Origin of the sequence: Paenibacillus sp. FSL H8-0122, from assembly GCF_038005345.1 — a bacterium.
GTDB lineage: Bacteria > Bacillota > Bacilli > Paenibacillales > Paenibacillaceae > Paenibacillus_AQ.
On the sequence record NZ_JBBOTB010000001.1, the window covers coordinates 4,849,739 to 4,870,140 of the forward strand.

Below are 20,402 nucleotides of genomic sequence, written 5' to 3' on the forward strand. Positions count from 1 at the left end.
CATCATATGCTATTGACGTTATACTATAATTAAATCAAAGATAAGACTACAAGCGATGCTGAAAGGAAGTCCTCACACTCTATGCTCAAAAGAACCTATGCTCTGCTCCTCATTCCAACCTACCCTATATTCCTGCTCTGCATGCTGTTCCAGGGAATGGCCATCTCTATCAGCGCTCCATTCCTGGCGGTCTACTTCACAGAAGAACTCGGTGTCAGTGCCGGAACCTTCGGAATATTTACAGCGGTGACGCTGCTTAGCGGAGTAGCCTTAAGCATGTTCATTGCCAAACGCTCCGACGCCGGGCTGAACCGCCGCAGGCTGATGGTGATCTGTATGATGTTCAACGCCGTTGCTTTTGCCGGATACATATTCATCCATGACTTCTACCCGCTGCTGGCTTATATGACCATATTCACTGCATTAGGCGCCCCGGCGATGCCGCAATTATTCGCCAGTGCCAGAGAAGCTGTGAGCGCCAGCAGCTCTCCTGATCATGCCTTGGCTAACTCGGCTCTGCGCTCGATGTTCTCCCTTGGCTTCATCAGCGGTCCGCTGGTAGGAGCCGCAGTCCTGAGCCGCTTCGGATTTCAGGGGATCTTCTCATCGACCACTCTGATCTTCCTGCTCAATGCCCTTCTGGTGTTCAGCTTCGTACGGCCTTCAGCCGCTAAGCAGCAGCTTCAGCAGCGCCTCCGGCAGCCGTCCGGGCTGCAACGCAGCGCCAGGGTACTGGTTCCTTTTCTCATCCTGACCCTGCTCTATACCGGACACTGGGCCAATAGTCTGAATATCTCCTTGTTCATTGTCAATACGCTGGGAGGTACTACACAGAATGTAGCTTCGGTGGCCAGTATCTGTGCGTTAATGGAAATTCCGTTCATGCTGGTGCTGGGGCTGCTGTCAGCCAAATACGACAGCAAAGTTCTGCTGGGCTGGGGCATGGTAATGGGAGGAATCTATTATGCGCTGGTGATCGGAGTAGGTGAGCTGTGGCAGCTCATCGCCGGACAGGTGCTGCTGGCTTTTTTTGTCGCTGTGATCTCTGCAATTGGCATCAGCTATATTCAGGATCTGCTGCCGGACCTTCCCGGCTATGCCTCCACGCTGTATACCAATGCTACAACCATCGGCAGACTGGCCGGAAGCCTGGCGGGAGGAGCCGCAGCCCAGTGGTTAGGATACCGCCATTCCTACCTGCTCTGCGTAGTTCTGGTAGTCTGCTCACTGGGATTGCTGCTCTGGCCCCGCCGCTCTCCGGACGAGAAAATCACCACACCACTTGCCTCTTAACAGGTGAAGTGCTGGAGATGCCCAGCTAGATATCCATATCCTCACCCGTGTAATCCACGAATCTGAAATGGCCGGACGGCTCGGCTCCCTGCCCGATCAGGTCCAGAATGCCTTCGGCACTGATGCGCGGGTGAAGCGGTGCCTTAGCTCCGCCCATATCGGTAGGCATCCAGCCGGGATGGACGCTGAGCACATGGATGCCGCGGTCCTTCAGCGTGACATGGAGCTTCTGCGTGAACATATTGAGCGCGGTCTTGGAGATCGTATACGGATAGCTGCCCGGGTAAGCATTGGTGATACTGCCTGCCTCTGATGAAATATTGATGATTGAAGCATCCGGACCGGTCAGCATCGGCAGGAGGTGCTTAACCACCCGCATCGGCCCGTACAGATTGATATCCATGGCACGCTGCATCTCTTCCATATCCAGCGCTTCAAGTGCGGTGTCCGTGGCATTCAGCACTGCGGCATTATTGATGATGACGCCGAGTGTCCGGGCCTGCTCTGTCAGGCTGGCAGCAAGCGCTGCTATTCCGGCCTCGTCTGTCACATCAAGCGTCACAAGAGTCAGCTTATCCCCGTATACTGCCGCCAGATCAGCTAATGCTGCCTGCCCGCGCGTCAGATCCCGCACCCCGGCAATAACAGCATGTCCACGCTCCAGCGCAGCTGCCGCCAGTTCAAGGCCCAGTCCGCGTCCCGCCCCTGTAATTAGAATATTCATTGTATTGTTCCTCCTGTCGTAATTCTATTTGTATTGATGACTTTTATTATTCGGTATTGTTAAACCATACCCAACCCATGAAAGGGCTGTCAAGTTTACCGCCAGGACGCCCGCCCAAAAATAAAGAGAATGTCTTCACGACACTCTCCCGCTGCTATGTCTCATTCCCTTAGCCCCTCAGTGCGCGATATAAGCCTCAACTTTATAGCCTGGCCCGCTGCTGGTTAATGTGGCGTTATAGTAGCCCATATTCCCGCCGGGCTTGCATTTGTAGTCCCCGGAGCAGCCGGTGACGAAGAATTTGGTCTTGGTGTACCCCGGATAGATGTTGTTCAGCTTCCGGTAGAATTTGTGCCCGTGATGAGTGAAGATTGCCAGCACCTTCTCTCTGGCTTTTGCCGGAATGGCCGTGAAGAACTTGGAGGTCTCGGCCGCGCTGAGCACATGGCTGGAATCCACCGTAATGCCCTGCACCCGCAGCGGCCAATGGAAATCAATAATATAGAAATACCTGTCATCCAGATTACGCAGCAGATTGAGGCTGGCCGGCGTGAATTGCCCCAGTGCGCAATCCAGCCATACATATCTCACCTTCCCCTGCGTTCCCGGGAAATTCATCTGTCCGGCCACCGCCCCTAAATACTGGGTGAACAACGACCGTGTGCTCGCCTCCCAATTCCCGATCGACGCCTTGTAAGGGATGCTTCCCAGCGTACTGGTAACGGTGTCCTTGAATTCCTTATAGTACGTCCCGGCGTTATTCCCGTGATCCGCCCCCGCCTGGGTGTTATCTCCCCCGAAGATGATAAACCGTTTGTTCCCGCTGCCCACTGCCTTAGGCAAAAGACTCTTAAAGATACTCAAGCTGTTCCCATATCCCACGTGACTGTCACCAAACACCGCAAATTCAACTGTCTGCACCTTGATTCTGCGCTTCACTCCGGGTACAGCCTGCCGCTTGGCGCGAAGCACCCGCTTCCACGCCGGTCTTGCCCGTCTCTTCATCTCGCACCACCCCACCTCATCAAAAATAGCTTCAGAATACATAGTAGTCTCTACTATTTATATGCGGGAGGAATTGGCTGCTCTTGGACCTGTGGAGCCATCCTGATCTGCCTCCGGCAATCAATTCGCCCGTAGCGAAGTGATCTGCTTGGCCAGATACTGCGGCGTATACGGCATATCCTCCCGGAGCCAGGCGATGATGGTACCAATGAGGGCCGCCGAGCCATACCACACTGCAATGTCCTTCTGTACCGTCACTTCAGAAGCGTCATGCGCGGTAACCCTGCTCTCCACCCGTGCAGAAATAATGTCTGCCATCAGTTTAAACAGCCGGTCAGTGAAGATCGTGCTCTTCCGCGACGTAAGTACGATTTTGTAGAATTTGGCGTTCTCGGCAATATGCACAAGCAGGTGCTCCAGCATCGGCCACTTCTCTTGTTGTGCGGCTTCCATAAAATCCGTATCCTCTCTCACCACTTCCAGAACCTCCTCAGCCATATCATCCGCCATTTTCTCCAGCATATCCGGGATATCCCGGTAATGCAGATAGAAGGTCACACGGTTAATTTGGGCCCGCTGCGCAAGGCGGTTGACGGTAATTTTCTCAATACTCATCTCTTCCATCAGTTCTATTAGAGCCTCTTTAAGAAATTGGCGTGTACGAAGGACACGCGGATCTGTCCGCTCGGCGGGATTCGTCATTTCTGTTCTCTCCAATCTGTGCTGCCCAAGAGCAGGCTACATTTTCAGTCAAAAGTGTCGTTTTTCAACTATATACACTACACATATCCTCAAAGTGTAAACTAATTTACATTTCCCCGAAAATCGTTGCTTGATTACATGATATTTTCATTTATAATCTACTTTATACATTGTAAACTATACAACACATTGTAAATTTAGTCCATGAGTTGGCGGTTTGAAAGGATGAAGAATAGTGAGTAACAAGACAGCAAGCAAAGAAGCCCCATCCATTTCCAAGGGACCTATTCTTTTCGTAATGATTCTGGGTGCCTTTCTGGCTACACTAAATCAGACCATCATGAGCGTGGCTACACCCGAGCTGATGCATGACTTCAATATTACGGCGGCCACGGCCCAGTGGCTCACTACCGGCTATATGCTGGTTAACGGTGTGCTGATTCCCATTACGGCCTATCTGATGCAGCGCTTCACTACACGGGAGCTGTTCAAGGCCTCGATGTTTATTTTCTTTGCGGGTACCCTTGTATCGGCGCTCGCGGGAAGCTTCCCGGTGCTGCTTACCGGACGGATGATTCAGGCTGCCGGTGCCGGCATTATCATGCCGCTGCTCACCCAGGTTATTTTGACGCTCTTCCCGCGTGAGAAAAGAGGCGCCGCCATGGGGATGGTCGGGCTGGCCATTATCTTCGCCCCGGCTATCGGCCCTACGCTGGCCGGATATATTATGGAGCGTTATTCTTGGGAGATGATGTTCTACGGCATGCTTCCGCTCACCGTTATGGTCATCGTATGCGGTTTTATTTATCTGAGAAATGTGGCCGAGCGTTCTTTTCCCAAAATCGATATCACCAGCGTAATCCTGTCCACCATCGGATTCGGCACCCTGCTCTACGGCTTCAGCCGGGCAGCCAGTGCGGGCTGGTCCAGCGCAGAGGTGCTATTGTCGCTGGCCGCCGGCGCCGTGTCGCTAGGATTATTCATATGGAAGCAGCTCACCTCCGTGAGCCCGCTGCTGGATCTGCGGGCCTTCCAATACAATATGTTCTCCTTGACCACCGTCATCAGTGTGGCGGTTACGATTGTAATGTATGCGGATATGATGCTGCTGCCGCTCTATCTGCAGAATGCCCGCGGTTTCACCGCTATGGAATCCGGCCTGCTGCTGCTGCCCGGCGCGGTGATTATGGGGGCGCTGATGCCGGTTACCGGCAAGCTGTTCGACCGCTTCGGAGCGAAATGGCTCGCCATTATCGGTCTGACGATCACGATTCTGACTACACTCAGCTTCGTGAATCTTACAGACTCGACAAGCTACAGTTATCTGATGCTGATGTCCACCGGCCGCCGGATCGGAATGGCCTTGCTGCTGATGCCTATTCAGACCCTCGGGCTGAATCAGCTGCCCTCCAGGCTGAATTCACATGGTACAGCGATCTCCAATACCGTAAGGCAGGTTGCCGGCGCAGTAGGCACTTCTCTGCTGGTCACCGTGATGACCAGCCGTACCGCCACTCACTTCCAGGAACTCGCAGCCAGCGGCGGAGCTGCCGGCGAGACTCAGCAGCATATGGTCATGGAGGCTTCCATCCAGGGCATCAATGATTCCTATCTGGTTATTGTGGGCATCGGAATAATCGGGCTGATCCTCTCCTTCTTCATTAAGCAGGTGGGGCAGGCCAAAGAACCGGGTGTGAAGCAGAAGATTGTTGTCGCTGAGGAAGTCTAAGGAGAGCACCTGATGCTGCGCTATTTCAGAGGCTGCAGACAGAAGAAGACCCGCGGAGCGCACTCCACGGGTCTTCTTCTACACCCTCGCATATACGTAGCGCTTATAGTACAATGATATCCTGACTGCATATTATTAAGAAGAGTAAGAGGTGCCCGAATGGCTATTAATTTCACAAGACCGGTGCTGGAACGTTTAAACCAGGAGATCGCAGAGATGGAAGCCGGTATTACAGAGCTGCAGAAGAAGACCCGCAAGACCAAGCTCAAGATCAACCAGCTGGAAAAAGACTGCAAGCTAAGCTCATCCCCAAGCTCCCTCAGCAGTAAAATGAGCCGCATTACCAAGCTGCAGGCCGAACTCAAAAAAATCTCCCAGCAGCAGCTAGAGCTGTCCAAGGAGATTAACAAAAAGAAAACGCTACGCGCCCAGCTGCCTTCTGCGGAGTAATCCCAGACTGCTGTTCCGGCTGCTTCCAATGCAAGCGGCTGCCGCTATCTTGAGGGGCTTAGCCGGGCACGCATCCAGATTAACAAATAAATTACGCATAAGAACATCCAAAAGCCATTAGCGAATATACTCTGCTCCAGAACTACGGACAAAAGGATATGGTATGCGCAAGTGAATATCAGCAGTGATACTAACGCTACCGTCATCGTTCTGCCGGATACCTGCTTCGGTAGACTGATTTTGGAAAGAAAATAAGCAGCGGCTACCGCTACAGTGATCGATAATACGATTCTCAGCGTCTGATTCTCCAGCACATCGTGCAAGGTAATGATAGCCGCCAGCATAAGAAAACCTGCAATGACCTGCAACTTGCCTCTGGTCTTCATTTAATCCCTCCTGGATACATGATTAAATCTCTATTTCCTGTTATTTTATCCCACAATATCCCTGTATGTCTGTGATCTATGGCAATTTATCATGCGGAAATTAAATGCAGAAAGAACCAAAGGAACGGATTCCCTTGGTTCTTTGTTATTTTGTTATTTCGTCATTTCATTATTTCAATCTGGCTGATCTGGACTACGGCTGGTTATTCACTGCGCAGGGCAGTCACCGGGTCCTTCTTCGCCGCCATCTTGGCCGGAATAGCTCCTCCCAGCATAGTCAGCAGGACGCTAATGACACCAAGAACGAGCGCGTGGAGCGGATTCAGCTGGGCCACATTTTTCAGCTCCGTCAGGTTGTAGAGGACTGCATTGACCGGGATGGTCAGCAGATAAGTGATGCCGATGCCCAGAATCCCCGAGCATGCCCCGATAATGAAGGTCTCGGCATTGAACACCCGCGTGATATCCTTCTTACGGGCACCCAGTGCACGCAGTACGCCGATCTCCTTCGTACGTTCCATTACGGAGATATAAGTAATGATCGCAATCATGATCAGGGAGACCACCAGGGAAATCGCCGCAAAAGCAACCAGCACCATCGTAATCCCGTCCATAATTCCGCCGGAAATATTCGTCACAATCGCCGCAAGATCGGTGTACTGCACCTGATCCTCCGCCGCTTTGCCTTCATTCCACTTATCGAGATAAGCCGTTACAGATTCCTTGGCGCTGAAATCAATCGGATACAGCGAGACTGCGCTTGGAATATCCGTGGCCCCCAGCGCTGCAAGGGCATTCTCCTTCGTCATGGACGACATGTTGGCTGCCGCTGCCATACCGGCGTTCACGAGCGGCATCTCGCCCATTCCGGTACTGGAGCCCCCGCCTGCGATCCCCTCCGACAGGGCTTGCCCTGTCAATACATTGATATCGGATTTCTCTTGTGCGAGTACAATTTCCGACTTCTGTGCATCTGCAATGAAGGAAGCCGCCAGCTCATCGGAGTAGACCAGGCCGGGCGACAGCGTCGAGATTGTCGACCCCTCCTGTGCGCGCAGCACACCGACAATATTAAGTGTTACTGCCTTGGGACTGTTGTAGAGGTCATTCAGATTTCCTCCGGTTGCATTGACTACAAACTGTTCACCATTTTGCTTATAATAATCATTGTTCATGACCAGCTTGAGCGGAGTTCCGACCAGATCACTCAGATTGATGCTCTTTGCTTCATAATCCAGTCCAAGCGCATTCACTGCTCCATCGGTCAGACGGTTGTACTGATCCACGATCAGCACAAGATCCGTCTTCTCTGTCGGGAATTTCCCCTCCAGCAGATCATAGTATTGCTCCAGATAGCTGCCCGAGGCACTGCCCTGTTTGCTTGGATACGGTGCTACTGTGATCTTGCTTTTATCCAGAACCGACGCCTTGTCCCCATTCTTCACCAGCCAGTTCATATTCACGGTACGGGTGTAAGAGACGCCGTCAATCAGCTTGGGATCGATTCCGTCAAGGTACTCGATATACTCCTTGGTCAGCACGTTCGTGTGGATGGCTGAATTCACCGTAGGGTCGTATGGATACAGCTTTTTCTCAGCCGGATAGGAGGGGAGCTCCGTTGTTTCCTGCCCTGGAGGACCTGCATTCTGCAAATTCATTGCCGTCTGGTTGATGGAGATCGGGAAGTTGGATAAGGCCCCGGTTTCATAGGAGCTGATCTGTTTGTCGAAGCCATTGGACAGGGACAGGATCAGGGCAATACCGATAATTCCGATACTGGAGGCAAAAGCGGTCAACCCCGTGCGCCATTTCTTGGTGGCAATGTTTTTGCCGGATAATTTGAGGGCTGTGAAAAAGCTCATGCTTGTCTGCTTCAGCTTATACGCACTTGAGGTCTTCTGTGTAGGCAGCGGATTGCTGTCCGAGATCGCATGACCATCCGAGAAGCGGATCACGCGGTCTGCATAGTTCTCTGCCAGCTCAGGGTTATGGGTAACCATGATGACGAGCTTATCCTCGGCAATCGACTTGATCAGCTCCATGATCTGCTCACTGGTCTCTGAATCCAGAGCTCCGGTAGGCTCATCGGCCAGGATAATATCCGGATTGTTCGCGAGCGCACGGGCAATCGCCACACGCTGCATCTGTCCGCCTGAGAGCTGGTTCGGCTTTTTGTGCACATGATCCTTAAGTCCGACCTTCTCCAGTACCTCCAGCGCCTTGCGGTGCTTCTCGGCTGAAGATACCCCGCTGAGTGTCATCCCCATCTCCACGTTGTCCGTGATGCTTAAGTGCGAGATCAGATTATAGCTCTGAAAAATAAAGCCGACACTGTTATTGCGGTACGCATCCCACTCGCTGTCCTTGAAGCGCTCCGTCGATTGGCCGTTAATGATCAGCTCTCCGCTGTCATACTGATCCAGTCCGCCGACGATATTAAGCAGCGTGGTCTTGCCTGAGCCGCTCTGGCCCAGAATCGCAACGAACTCACTTTCTCTGAAATTGAGATTTACTTTATCCAGTGCAACTTGAGTGAATTCGCCGGTCTTATAGCTCTTGGTAATGTTTTTTAATTGAAGCATTGTCCAGTCTCCCTTTCCATTCCTATACTCTTATTCTCTGTAGGTGCGACGCACTTCCTGTCCTGCTGTTCCCCAGTATAATCGTCCAATATAAACTAAACCTAAACTCCCGGTTGAGATTAAGTTGATCTTGATGAGGTATACTTAAAAAAACCACAGAACATCTATACAGGCTATACGTTCTATAACATGGAACCGTTCCAGGAGGAGAACCTATGTTTACTATTCTTGTAGTGGAGGATGACGCCAAGCTGCGGCAGCTCTTCTGTACTGTACTGACCAGACACGGCTACCGCACGGTTCCGGCTGTGAATGGCGAGGATGCGCTGGCGATGCTGGATAAGGAATATATCGATCTGATGATCTGCGATATTATGATGCCCGTGATGGACGGCTTCGAGCTGACACGGATGATCCGGGACAACAACAGTCAGCTTCCGGTCCTGATGGTGACGGCGCGGGAGAATTTTGCCGATAAGCAGCAGGGCTTCCTCGTTGGCATTGATGATTATATGGTCAAGCCGGTCAATGTGAATGAGATGCTCCTGCGTGTCGGGGCGCTGCTGCGCCGGGCCAAAATCATCAGTGAACGCAAAATCGAATGGGCAGAAACGGTGCTGGACTATGATACGTTAACCGTGATTCAGGGGCCAGAGCGCATCGTGCTGCCGCAGAAGGAATTCTATCTCCTCTATAAAATGATCTCTTATCCGAATAAAATTTTCACCAAGCAGCAGCTCATGGATGAAATCTGGGGGATGGACTCCGAGTCGGATGAGCATACGGTGGTGGTTCACATTAACCGGCTGCGTGAGCGTTTCAGGGACAATCCGGATTTTGAAATCGTCACGGTCAGAGGGCTTGGCTATAAGGCGGTGAAGCAGGGATGATTCGGAGAAGAGACAGGGGGCTATGGTGGTATTTCGTCTCAATGGTGTTCGTGATCATTCTATTCTTTGTCTTCATCCTGGGAATCACAGCCTTCTTGTATTACCGGCTGGGCAATCATACCAGGGAGCACGGCAATCCGTTTCCGCCTGTTCTCACGATGATGCTGTTCAGCCTGGTCGTCGGGACCACGATCACTATCCTGGTAGGCAAGAAGATCCTGGCCCCGATTACAGACTTCAGCAAGGCAGCCAAAGAGATTGCAGACGGCAACTTCAATATCTATCTGAATGAGTCCCACCGGATCAATGAGATCAGTGAGGTGGCACATCATTTCAACCTTATGGTTCAGGAGCTTCGCAGCATCGAGACCCTCCGCAATGACTTCGTCGTGAATGTGTCTCACGAATTCAAGACGCCCATTGCAGCAATCGAAGGGTACGCCATGCTGCTGCAGGAAGAGAATCTGAGCAAGGAGGAGCATAACGAATACACCGGAATGATCATTGAAAGCTCACGGCAGCTCTCCAACCTGTCCGGTAACATCCTCAAGATATCCAAGCTGGAGAACCAGGAGATGCTCTCCGAGCTGGCCGAATATCCGCTGGACGAGCAGCTCCGCCAAGCTCTGCTGCTACTGGAATCCCTCTGGTCCGCCAAGCAGCTGAATCTGGATATTGAGCTGGATGAGCAGCGGTATTATGGCAACGAGGAGCTGATGATGCAGGTGTGGCTTAATGTGCTCGGCAATGCGATCAAGTTCACGCCGGAGGGCGGAACGATCTCGGTCGCGCTCCACCCGGACGGGGCCTGGATCTCGGTGGTCATCGCGGACACCGGCATCGGAATGACCCCGAAGGTGCGCAAGCACATCTTCGAGAAGTTCTACCAGGGCGACCCCGCCCGCGCCGCCGGGGGCAACGGCCTCGGCCTGCCGCTCGCTGCGCGCATCATCAGCCTGAGCAAAGGCACCATTGAGGTGCGCAGCGAGCCGGGCCAAGGCTCGGCGTTCACGATCAAGCTGCCGGGAGGCGGGGCTTGAGGGGAAGGCTGCCGGGGGGCGGGGCTTGAGAGGTTGGGCGTGCGCCTTTTTTTGGCCGCTTGCGGGGGATCAGAGGGATTTATCCCTCTTATTTCCTCCCCACGCCCACTTTCGGCGAAATCAGAGGGATTTATCCCTCTGATTTCCTCCCCACGCCCACTTTTGGCGCGATCAGAGGGATTTATCCCTCTGATTTCCTCCCCACGCCCACTTTTGGCGCGATCAGAGGGATTTATCCCTCTTATTTCCTCCCCACGCCCACTTTTGGCGGGATCAGAGGGATTTATCCCTCCCATTTCCTCCCCACGCCCACTTTTGGCGGGATCAGAGGGATTTATCCCTCTGATTTCCTCCCCACGCCCACTTTTGGCGGGATCAGAGGGATTTATCCCTCCCATTTCCTCCCCACGCCCACTTTTGGCGGGATCAGAGGGATTTATCCCTCCCATTTCCTTCCCGCGCCCACTTTTGGCGGGATCAGACGTTACTATCTACCATATCTCATTATCCATAATAGATGGAACAAGCTCATACCGGCAGATTCTATTACTTCCTTGTAACAAGACAGGCTTAAGCTTGCCTTTGTCACACAAACTATTCAAGTTTTTCTTCACCGTTCGCGGATCAATACCAAGCCCCTTCACCACATCCACCGGCCGTATCATGCCATTCATCCGGCTCGCCATCCGCAGCATGTCGCGCTCTATCCTCGATAAACTGGCCGCTTCCCTCCGAACTGGTTTTCAACAAACATGGGGTTAGCAAAGCTTTCAGCAAGGAGATGGTCTGCTCCGGTGCAGACTCCAGATCATCGTAAGGGATGGCGACGACGCGGTATCCGGCAATCTGCAGATACGTCTCCCGGTTCAGCTCCTGGCGGTAGCGGGTCCGGTCCGTATTCTGAACATGCGGCCCATATCCTTTGATCTCAATAGCGAACTTAACCTGTCCCGGCTTCCACACAAAATCCACAAAATACGGCCTGCCCCGCCAATCGGCAACCTCGTACTCCGGATGAAGATCATCCAACTTCCCGAAAATCGGCCACCATACCCGCTCCACAAACATTTGCTCCCCATGCCGGTGGCCCCGGTCCAGCCGATCCAGACGTTCCCCTGTCCTGCGCTTCTTATGATACTCCAGCCATCTCTGATGCTCTTCAGCAAATCCCATTTCTCTCTTCCTCCTCTATAAAATCAGGCATATTCGCGCACAAAAAATCCCGCACCCAATCAATCAAGGTGCGGGATGTGCTTCATCCGTTTTACAAATTATAGTATCGCCACACTGCAACCGTCAATAACATCCTTCACCGGTGGTAGTGTAAGTTGGCATACATGTGGACGTAATGCGAGCATAGCAGCATAACCAGCAGCTACACTCCTGCCACCACCCTACTACTTCCCCTCCGACCAGCACATCCGCTCTGTTCTTACGGCTTCGCCGGACTCTATGGCCTTCTCGATCATCTTGCCGAGGTATACATCCTGCGAAGCTTCCTCCAGTCCGTAGAAGCCGGGGCCGCCAGCCGCATAGAGGGCCATCTTGTCCAGACAGGACGCAATGGCGAGCTCGTCATCGTACAGCCGAGCCGGGGCGAAGGGGTTGTTATACAGCCATTGCTCTCCGCAAATAATTCCGTGGAGGTAATAGCCTTCGGCATTCTCCTGTTCTCCACGGTTGATGCGCTTCAGCTCCATTTGCAGAGGCACCAGATTCTCCTGCTGGAGCAGCACCCGGTTGTCGAAGATCTCCCCGCGTTCTCCGCGCACGCTAAGATGATTCGAGCGCGTCCAGGAGCGGTGCTGGTCCTTGGTGAAATCGTAAATGCCTAAGCAGTCTCCGAAATCCAGCCAGGCCAGTTCCCTGTGCAGCGGAATCAGCTTGTCTTCAGCCGGAGGGCCGCTGCGGGTTGGGCCGCCGACCCAGCTGGAGTCGAACCGCATCCCCCGGATGACCGCCTCCTCGAACCCAATGCCAAGCATCCTGCGCATCAGGGCTGCCCCATGATACAGATGGGATACCGAGACCGTCGTCTCGGTGATTCTGCCCAGCCTGCCGGAGCGGATCAATGACAGCCGTGCTTCTTGAACCGGATGGTACGGGTATTGCTCTGCGACCTGTATCCAAGCCCCGTGCACGGTTAGCTCCTTGTGCAGCTGCTCCAGCTCTTCCAGACTGGAGGCAGGCGGCGTCTCTGTCAGCGCCGGAAGGCCAATCTCGGCCAGCCGGTACAAATAGTTCATTGCCGCCCCGCCGCTGACGGAGACTACTGCGAAATCCGGGTCCTCACTGCGCAGCAGCTCGTCAAGGGAGCGGTATGTCTGAACACCCCACGCCGCTTCTATCTCCTGTCCCTGGGCCCGGTCCCTGACTACAAGGCCGCCGATCCGGAACAGGTCCGGCAAGGCCCGGGCAATTCGTAAATAATACTGTGCGCGGAAACCCCCTCCGCCGATAATGCTGAAGTTAACGGGCATACCCCTGTCCTCCTTGATGACTCATTGATGTTGATGCAGCTCAGCCGCAAGTCCCTGCTCCGTCATCGCGGCTTCTATCATCATACTTGTCTCTGGCGGATTATATGTGTCATCATTTGATCAGCTCCGTGGGATTCATCCCGGTGATCTTCTTGAATAGCGTGCTGAAATAAGGAATGTTCTTGTAGCCAACCCGCTCCGCCACTTCATAGACCAGCATATTGCGTTCCATGAGCAGCTCCCTGGCCTTCTCAATCCGTACCCGGGTCAGATAGTTGTTGAAGGTCTCCCCGGTAATATTCTTGAAAATAATCGACAAATGATTCCGGGAGATGAACACTTTATCCGACAGATCAGCCAGCGTAAGCTCCTCGGCATAATGCTCATGAATGTAGTTCGTCATGAAATCAACGACCTGCCGGTGCTTGCTGCTGCCTTTCCATTGGCGGCTGGCACAGATGGCTGTGATTTTGGCGGACAACCAGCCTGCCAGCTGGTCAGGTATAGCCAGGTTGCCGATCTCCTGGGCAATCTGGTCATTGGTGAACAGATCATCAAGCACGAATCCGGACTCATACAGGGAGTAGGTGATAATGCCCCATAGCTCGCTGCCGAGCATCTGCACGTAGCTGGCGGAGACCCCTTGCTGCGCTTGCAGCTCGGTAATGTATCCGTATACAAGCTGCTGCGCCTCCGCCTCCTGTGAAGCCTTCATCGCGGCGGCCAGCTTGTAGGAGAACTTCACCGGGAAGAGCACCCCGCGGTCCTGCCCGCTGCTGTGGCTCTCCCGGTAGCAGTACACCTCATAGGCCGGACTGATCCGTAAGGCTCCGTGATCCATAGCGCGGAACGCCTCCTCCGTCGATTCTGGAATCTTCGTCCAGGTATCCTTAAGTCCTCCAATCCCTATGCGGACTACCAGCCTGAGATACGAGTGGATGCTGTCGACCAGCCGGGTCCCCAGCTCCTCCAGCTGCTGCGTGCATTCTGCCTCAGGATGAATAATCAGCAAGGCCCGGTAGCTGTTCAGCTCGGTGTATTCCATATTAGCGTAATGCTTGCGCGTAACCTCACAGGCAATGTTACTGACTGCGAAGCGCAGCAGATTCCAGTCCGAGACCGAGAAGGAGCTGGCCCGGTCATCACGGATCAGCTCGATCCCGATGCTTGCATGCCTGCCTTCCAGCCAGTAATGATACGAGGGCGGGAGATGGGAATTGTTCCGGTATGAAGGCTCCAGGGTGCCGACCGCGGCGGACCGGACCCATTCCTTCTCGACAAAAGGCTCATACAGCATCATTTTCAGCTCCAGCTCGCCTTGTCTGATCACCTTCTCCTGCTCTCTGAGCAGCTCTGCAATAACCTTGTGAAGGATCGTTCTAAGTGTAGGAAGACTAATCGGCTTGGAGACATAGTCACTGACCTGAAGCCGAAGGGCTTGTCTGGCATGCTCGAAGTCTGAATAACCGCTCAGAATAATGATTTTGCCCTTGAAGCCCTCGTTCCTTAATTGCTCCATCATCTCCAGGCCGCTCATTACCGGCATATAGATATCCGTGATTACAATGTCCGGGCTGGTTGCCCGGATCATCGCCAGACCGTCTTCCCCGTTCAGCGCCTCACCGGCCCATTCCGCCCCCAGCTCCTCCCATGGAATCGCCCGTTTCATCCCTTGAAGTACCTGGCGCTCATCGTCAATAATAGCGATCTTCCACATCATGTCTGCCTCCTTAAGCTTCTCTGGCCCGCAGCAGCCTTATCAGCCTTCCTTCGCAGCGAGAGAAGCAGTCAGTATCTGTGCCGGAGCCTCTGTGAGCAGCGGCAGAACAATCTCTACCCGGGTCCCTCCCTCTTCACGTTCCTGCAGCGTAACCCCGTAGTCTTTTCCGAAATATCCGGCAATCCGCTCTCTCACATTCCGTATGCCATAGCCGCCGGTATGCCGCCTGTGCGGCCGCGCCTCCGGCTGCTTCAGGCCTGCCCCGTTATCATCAATTATAATCTGCAGCGTCTCCTCTACCTTAGTTAAGGAGATCGACACATGGCCGCTGCGCTGCTTATTGAAGCCGTGTACAATGGAATTCTCCACGAACGGCTGCAGGGTGAGCTTGGGAAGATAAGCCTCCTGAAGCCCCGGTTCCACCTCGATGGTGTACTCCAGACCGTCGCCCCAGCGGAGCTGCTGGATTTCGAGATAACACTGGATGTGCTGCAATTCCTCCGATACCATGATGAAGCTCGCCCCGTTGGATAAGCCGATCCTGAACATCTGGCCCATCAGCTCCAGAATCCGGCTCAGCTCATCCTGTCCAGCCTCAATGGCCATCCAGTTAAGCTGGTCCAGCATATTGTAGAGAAAATGGGGATTGATATTGGCCTGCAAGGCCTCAATCTCCGCTTTGCGCTGCTGCTCATACCGCCGCTCCAGCGACAGGTACAGCTCCTCGATACGCTCGGTCTGCTTGCGGTAGCCGGAGAATAAATAACCGAATTCATTCTCGTAGTCGCTTGGCAGCTCCTCCTTGTGCCCGCCGACTGAATATATTCTCATAGCGCTTACAAGCTGCTTAATCGGCTTGGAGAATTGCCTGCTCAGATAATGCGTCAATAGCAGGACCAGCAGAATCGCTCCGATCCCGATCAGCCCGATCCATTCCGCCAGTTCCAGACTGCTTGCCGTAATCTGCTTCCAGGAGGTGAACTCGATCAGCGTCCAGATGGAATTATCCATTCTGGAGTAGACCAGCAGCGTATTACCGGTATCCTTATCGCCGGGAATGTGGACATAGCCGGATTTGTTGCTCTTGAGGTCGATCCATTTCGACCACTCGCTCTGCTCCAGCGTCTCCCCGATGCTCAGAATCTGCTTGCCGGCGCTGTCCGCCATGATCCGGTTCGACCCGGAGGAGTTGCCGGTCAGCAGCGCACGGATTTCCCTGGCTTTGATATGAACGACAAGCACACCGAGATAGTCGTTCTCGTTCATGATTTTCCGGGCGAAGCTAAGCACCGGAATGTCTCCCTGCACACTGGGAATGGAATGTTCCCCCGACCAGGCGAAATCGCTTTTCACCAGATTCCTGGCCCAGGACTGCTTATCCAGATCGAGAATATTGCGGAATTGAATATAGCTCTGCCCGCTGCTCGGCATCGGCTGATCCATATAGAGGTCAATCCCCTGAATTAACGGAATGGCATAGGTTAAATTGCCGAGCGCACTCTCAACGCTTATACGCTTGCGATACCGTTCGAAATCATCCTGCCTGTTCAAGAGAAAGGTCGTCAGCTCGTTGTCCCGTGAGGTGGACAGTGAGATCTGCTCGATCATATCCAGCCGGGTGGTAATCTCATTGTTCAACTCATCCAGCAGCCGCTGCTGATAGTGGGAGGTGGTCTGCACAAGGGCTTTGGAGGAATTGCTGTAGCTGGTCCAAGCCGTAACCGCTATCACCAGAATAATTATAATGGCAAAGCTGTGAAAAAACAGACGGTCGATCCTGTACTTTTTAAAAGGATTGGTCAAGTGATCCCCTTCCTTCGCCTCCGGCTCACAAGAAATAAACGGTAAAGCGTCGAATAAGGCTCAGGCGCTTTACCGTTATCGGACGGATGTTTTTTAAAAATATAAGAATTTATATGTTGCACACGATAACTTATCCTTCTATTTCTCGCTGAAACGGTACCGCCCTTTAAAAGGACGGCAAAGTCGTTTCCACTTGCATCTTATCCCTTTATGCCTGTTGTCGCAATCCCGTCCACGAAATACTTTTGCAGGAAGGTGAACACAAGCGTTGCCGGAACAATAGAGACAAGCGACATGGCCAGAAGCTGGCCCCACTCGGCTGCAGACTGGGAGTCATTAATCATACGCAGCGCAAGGCCCACCGTGTATTTGTCTACCGTGTTGATGTACAGGAGGTGTCCCAGGAAGTCATCCCAGTTCCACAGGAAGCAGAAGATCGTCACCGTAACGACCGCCGGGAAGGCCAGCGGCATGACCACTCTCCAGAAAATTCCGAACCAGGAGCAGCCGTCGATTTTGGCCGATTCGTCCAGCTCCTTGGGCACACCGCGGATGAACTGGATCAGCAGGAAGACGAAGAAGCTTCCGCCGGCCCCGCCCGCCAGCAGATGGGGAACGACAAACGGCAAATACGTGTTCACCCAGCCCAGCTGATGGAACAAGGCGTACTGGGGAATGATCAGCACCTGGCCCGGCATCATCAGTGTCAGCATCAGAATCGAGAACCAGAATTTCTTCAGCGGAAAATCCAGTCTGGCGAACCCGAAGGCAACCAGCGTGCAGGATAGCAGCGTTGCTATCAGCACCATAATTTCCAGCCAGAAGGTGTTGAGGTAGAAATCAGTGAACGTATGTCCGGGCACCGAGTTCCAGCCTTTGGTGAAGTTCTCCCACTGCGGAACGGACGGGAAGATTCCCGGTGAACTCAGCTCGGTGCTGTCCTTCAGCGAAGCTCCGATCCACCAGACAATCGGATAGACCATGATGAAGCTGAAGAGAATCATGAACACATGCCGGAATGCAGGCTTCCAATTCAGAGTTGTCATTTGCGTTTTTTCCCTCCAGTGTCAGTCTCATAGAATACCCAGTACTTCGAGGTGTAGGAGATCAGCAGCGTTGCAGCGACGATCGCGACCAGCATAATCCAGGCCAGTGCAGAAGCGTAGCCCAGCTCGTACCGGCTGAAGGCCCGTTCATACAAATACATGGCATATACATATGTAGCGTTCATCGGACCGCCATTCGTAATCACGAAGGCCGAGGTGAACATCTGGAAGGCGTTGATCACGGCCATGATCAGGTTGAAGTATAGAATCGGCGACAGCATAGGCAGTGTAATGCGGAAGAATTGAATGAACCTGTTCGCCCCGTCTACCGAGGAAGCTTCATACAAGTCATTGGGAATCTGCTTCAACCCTGCCAGGAAAATAACCATGGTGGAGCCGAATTGCCAGACGGTCAGCAGAATCAGTGTGCTAAGTGCGGTGTCGGGATTGGTAATCCAGCTTTTGCCCTCGATGCCGAAGACAGCAATCAGCTTGTTGAAAATCCCGTCTACCCCGAAGATGTTGCGCCAGAGCAGCGATACCCCGATACTGCCTCCGATTAGAGAAGGGAAATAGATCGCTGTGCGGTAGACGCTGATCCCTCTGACCGCTCTGCTGAGTACCATGGCCACGAGCAGGGCCGCAATCAGCTTAAGGGGCACGGAGGCCAGCACATACATGACTGTGACTTTGGCGGATTGAATGAATTTGGGGTCTGCGGTGAAAATCCGTTCGTAATTGCGGGACCCGATCCATTTCATCGGCTGCATCAGGGTGTAGTCGGTAAACGAATAGTACAGGGATAAGAACAACGGATACGCCGTCAGTACCAGGAACCCGATCAGCCAGGGCGAAATAAACAAATAGCCTGCAAGCGGAGCGTTCCACCGGCTTTTGAAATAGGAGCTTTTTTTCGGCGCTGGCGAGGCTTGGGCTAAAGTGGTTGTGGAGCGGTTCATCTGTGGTCACCTCTTGTGGTCAATTTGTATAGCTTAAGTATAGTATTGGCCCACACTCCGGCTAAAGGAGGGCAATGCTCGAATTCTTTCAAAATATAACGATTAATTCGAAAACACGAGTATAGCCGCGTTATAAAAAGATAAAGCCCGGAACATTGCTGTCCCGGGCTTTCAGTTCATACCTTATTTCTCGTAGGATAGCGAGGCTTCCTTCAGCTGCTTGAACGCCTCTTCCGGTGTGGATTTACCGAAGCTGAGCTGGTCACGGACCAGTACCCAGTCTTTATCCACGAAGTTCGTCCAGCCGCCGGCTCCGGCCGACCAGGTCTGGCCATCCGGCTCCGTAGCACGGAGCAGAGCCAAGCCTACCTTATCCAGATCGCTCATATTCGCTTCCAGCAGAGCGGCATTATCCTTGTTGGCCGGGAGGCCACGGAAGGTCTTGGTGATTTGGGCAGCCTCAGCATCATTCACGAACCAGTTGATGAATTTCTTGGCTTCTTCAGCATGCTTGGAGTTCTTGGAGACCGCCATATACATCGACGGCTTCAGCCAGCCTCCGGCCTCTTCGGCACGCGGCATGGTTACAAGTGCGTAGGCTCCTGGCTTAATGCTGTCCCAGGTTCCCAGATTGTTGGAGAAGCTGTAACGGAACAGCACCTTGCCTGCTGCGAGCAGATCCATTTGCGGATCATTCTCCTTATCGGAGGCATTCACATCCGCCGGAGGAACAAGCCCTTCCTTGCGGAGCTCTTCGAACTTGCGGGTCCAATCCAGATAGGTGGCTTCATCCACGTTAAAGTGACCGTCATCCGTGATGACCTGCCCTTTGCCTCTGGCATACTGATACGCCGAGTACATGAAATAGTTACCTGCATAGTCGAGGGTGAAATATTGACCCTTCGGCAGCTTGGACTTGGATTCCTTCGCTAAGGCGAAGAACTCATCCCAGGTCCAGCCGTTGGCCGGATTCGCAATCCCCAGCTTATCCATAGCCGCTTTATCATATACCATACCGAAGGCTACGGAACCGAGCGGAACAGCGTACTGCTTGCCGTCAAGCTGTCCGCCGGACAGCAGCTTCGTATCGAATTTGCTGACATCCACCTCAGGAGCCAGGTCGGCCAATTGCTGGCGGGCCATCCAGTCCGGCATCCAGCCCGGGTCAAGCTGAACCACATCGGGTGCATTGTTGGCCGCAGCCTGCGTGGATAATTTGTCCAGATAACCGTCCATACCGGAATACTCCGGCTCAAAGGTTACGTTCGGATTATTCTTCGTGTACAATTCCAGGGCGGCGAGGGTAGCTTCGTGACGCGGCTGGGAGCCCCACCACATAATCCGCAGCTTGACCGGCTCATTGGTGCTTGGCGCTTCCGTTGCAGCAGCCGTCGCAGCAGCATTGGTGCCGGCAGGTGCTTCTGTAGCCCCTCCTGCATTGTTTACTTTATTCCCTCCGCCGCCGCAGGCAGCCAGTGTACCTAATATCGCTGTCATCGCCAGGACCGAAAGAGAACGCTTCCATTTTAACATCTTTAACCCTCCTGTATACATCTGTATTCTCTTGCTACATTGCTATAGTAACAAGACAGG

The 20,402-nt window shown here is 53.3% G+C and carries 17 protein-coding genes; 5 read left to right on the plus strand and 12 right to left on the minus strand.

The genetic code is table 11. The features are described 5' to 3' along the window. Window positions 1–81: 81 nt before the first annotated feature. Complete coding sequence (locus NSS64_RS20880; RefSeq protein WP_341141381.1) at window positions 82–1,293, plus strand: sugar efflux transporter; 1,212 nt, start codon at window positions 82–84, stop codon at window positions 1,291–1,293. Between the two features lie 25 nt (window positions 1,294–1,318). Here NSS64_RS20880 and NSS64_RS20885 read toward each other — a convergent pair whose 3' ends face one another. From NSS64_RS20885 to NSS64_RS20895, 3 genes are all read right to left on the minus strand, one after another. Then, window positions 1,319–2,017 carry an SDR family NAD(P)-dependent oxidoreductase gene (locus NSS64_RS20885; RefSeq protein WP_341141382.1) on the minus strand — a complete coding sequence of 233 codons (699 nt, stop codon included), beginning with the start codon at window positions 2,015–2,017 and terminating at the stop codon, window positions 1,319–1,321. A gap of 177 nt (window positions 2,018–2,194) precedes the next feature. Then, a complete protein-coding gene (locus tag NSS64_RS20890; protein WP_341141383.1) occupies window positions 2,195–3,022 on the minus strand; it encodes a metallophosphoesterase family protein in 828 nt (275 codons plus the stop codon). 120 nt (window positions 3,023–3,142) lie between these two features. Beyond that, the gene (locus tag NSS64_RS20895; RefSeq protein WP_036725805.1) at window positions 3,143–3,724 is read right to left on the minus strand and encodes a TetR/AcrR family transcriptional regulator; all 582 of its coding nucleotides are present in this window, start codon (window positions 3,722–3,724) and stop codon (window positions 3,143–3,145) included. 298 nt (window positions 3,725–4,022) lie between these two features. Here NSS64_RS20895 and NSS64_RS20900 point away from each other — a divergent pair, with 298 nt between their 5' ends. Both NSS64_RS20900 and NSS64_RS20905 read left to right on the plus strand, forming a co-directional pair. Next, complete coding sequence (locus NSS64_RS20900; RefSeq protein ID WP_341142863.1) at window positions 4,023–5,453, plus strand: DHA2 family efflux MFS transporter permease subunit; 1,431 nt, start codon at window positions 4,023–4,025, stop codon at window positions 5,451–5,453. A 159-nt stretch (window positions 5,454–5,612) separates the two neighbouring features. Beyond that, window positions 5,613–5,903, plus strand: coding sequence for a hypothetical protein (locus NSS64_RS20905; RefSeq protein WP_341141384.1), 291 nt, complete (start codon window positions 5,613–5,615; stop codon window positions 5,901–5,903). Window positions 5,904–5,947: 44 nt separating this feature from the next. On the opposite strand, the gene NSS64_RS20910 is transcribed toward NSS64_RS20905, so the two are convergent. Both NSS64_RS20910 and NSS64_RS20915 read right to left on the minus strand, forming a co-directional pair. After that, a complete protein-coding gene (locus NSS64_RS20910) occupies window positions 5,948–6,289 on the minus strand; it encodes a hypothetical protein (protein WP_341141385.1) in 342 nt (113 codons plus the stop codon). Between the two features lie 203 nt (window positions 6,290–6,492). Beyond that, complete coding sequence (locus NSS64_RS20915) at window positions 6,493–8,871, minus strand: ABC transporter ATP-binding protein/permease (RefSeq protein WP_340942946.1); 2,379 nt, start codon at window positions 8,869–8,871, stop codon at window positions 6,493–6,495. Between the two features lie 215 nt (window positions 8,872–9,086). Here NSS64_RS20915 and NSS64_RS20920 point away from each other — a divergent pair, with 215 nt between their 5' ends. Together NSS64_RS20920 and NSS64_RS20925 are read left to right on the plus strand one after the other, a co-directional pair. Then, the gene (locus NSS64_RS20920) at window positions 9,087–9,761 is read left to right on the plus strand and encodes a response regulator transcription factor (protein ID WP_076076479.1); all 675 of its coding nucleotides are present in this window, start codon (window positions 9,087–9,089) and stop codon (window positions 9,759–9,761) included. Continuing rightward, window positions 9,758–10,801, plus strand: coding sequence for a HAMP domain-containing sensor histidine kinase (locus NSS64_RS20925; protein WP_341141386.1), 1,044 nt, complete (start codon window positions 9,758–9,760; stop codon window positions 10,799–10,801). Before NSS64_RS20920 ends, NSS64_RS20925 begins: the two co-directional genes overlap by 4 nt. A gap of 624 nt (window positions 10,802–11,425) precedes the next feature. Here NSS64_RS20925 and NSS64_RS20930 read toward each other — a convergent pair. From NSS64_RS20930 to NSS64_RS20960, 7 genes are all read right to left on the minus strand, one after another. After that, window positions 11,426–11,974, minus strand: a complete 549-nt coding sequence (locus NSS64_RS20930) for an RAP domain-containing protein (protein WP_341141387.1) — start codon at window positions 11,972–11,974, stop codon at window positions 11,426–11,428. A gap of 224 nt (window positions 11,975–12,198) precedes the next feature. After that, window positions 12,199–13,281, minus strand: coding sequence for a Gfo/Idh/MocA family protein (locus NSS64_RS20935; protein WP_341141388.1), 1,083 nt, complete (start codon window positions 13,279–13,281; stop codon window positions 12,199–12,201). Window positions 13,282–13,393: 112 nt separating this feature from the next. Then, window positions 13,394–14,998, minus strand: a complete 1,605-nt coding sequence (locus tag NSS64_RS20940; RefSeq protein ID WP_340995529.1) for a response regulator transcription factor — start codon at window positions 14,996–14,998, stop codon at window positions 13,394–13,396. A gap of 42 nt (window positions 14,999–15,040) precedes the next feature. After that, the gene (locus tag NSS64_RS20945; RefSeq protein WP_340991634.1) at window positions 15,041–16,804 is read right to left on the minus strand and encodes a sensor histidine kinase; all 1,764 of its coding nucleotides are present in this window, start codon (window positions 16,802–16,804) and stop codon (window positions 15,041–15,043) included. Between the two features lie 200 nt (window positions 16,805–17,004). Then, window positions 17,005–17,850 carry a carbohydrate ABC transporter permease gene (locus NSS64_RS20950; protein ID WP_340942957.1) on the minus strand — a complete coding sequence of 282 codons (846 nt, stop codon included), beginning with the start codon at window positions 17,848–17,850 and terminating at the stop codon, window positions 17,005–17,007. Further along, window positions 17,847–18,809 carry a carbohydrate ABC transporter permease gene (locus NSS64_RS20955; protein WP_036725828.1) on the minus strand — a complete coding sequence of 321 codons (963 nt, stop codon included), beginning with the start codon at window positions 18,807–18,809 and terminating at the stop codon, window positions 17,847–17,849. The genes NSS64_RS20950 and NSS64_RS20955 overlap by 4 nt, the downstream gene beginning before the upstream one ends. A gap of 183 nt (window positions 18,810–18,992) precedes the next feature. Next, complete coding sequence (locus NSS64_RS20960) at window positions 18,993–20,342, minus strand: ABC transporter substrate-binding protein (protein WP_340942960.1); 1,350 nt, start codon at window positions 20,340–20,342, stop codon at window positions 18,993–18,995. Window positions 20,343–20,402: the final 60 nt, after the last annotated feature.